We start from the raw sequence: 246 nt of genomic DNA on the forward strand, positions 1-246 counted from the left end.
GGGCGTCCCCCGCCTCGAGCACCGCACTGAGCCAGAAGATCTCCTCGCAGGTCGGGACAATGAGATCGGCGCGGTGTCGACGCGCGATCCCGGCGATCGCACGCGCGAACTCCACCGGCCGGAACCGCGCCGACGGCACCCGATAGGCACGACGCACGGCGCGGGAACGCGCTGTCAGATGGGGCTCGCTGTCGGCGACGATCACGCCCCACCCCGCCTCGGCGAAGCGCCGCGCGAGATCGAGAG

General features: G+C 72.4%; 1 pseudogene. It reads right to left on the reverse strand.

The window, feature by feature from the left end:
* A pseudogene (locus tag SB658_RS26490) lies at positions 1–205 on the reverse strand (ATP-grasp domain-containing protein); the annotation flags it as partial.
* Positions 206–246 lie beyond the last annotated feature (41 nt).

Source organism: Bacillus sp. SIMBA_008 (assembly GCF_046535495.1).
Lineage (GTDB): Bacteria > Bacillota > Bacilli > Bacillales > Bacillaceae > Bacillus > Bacillus subtilis.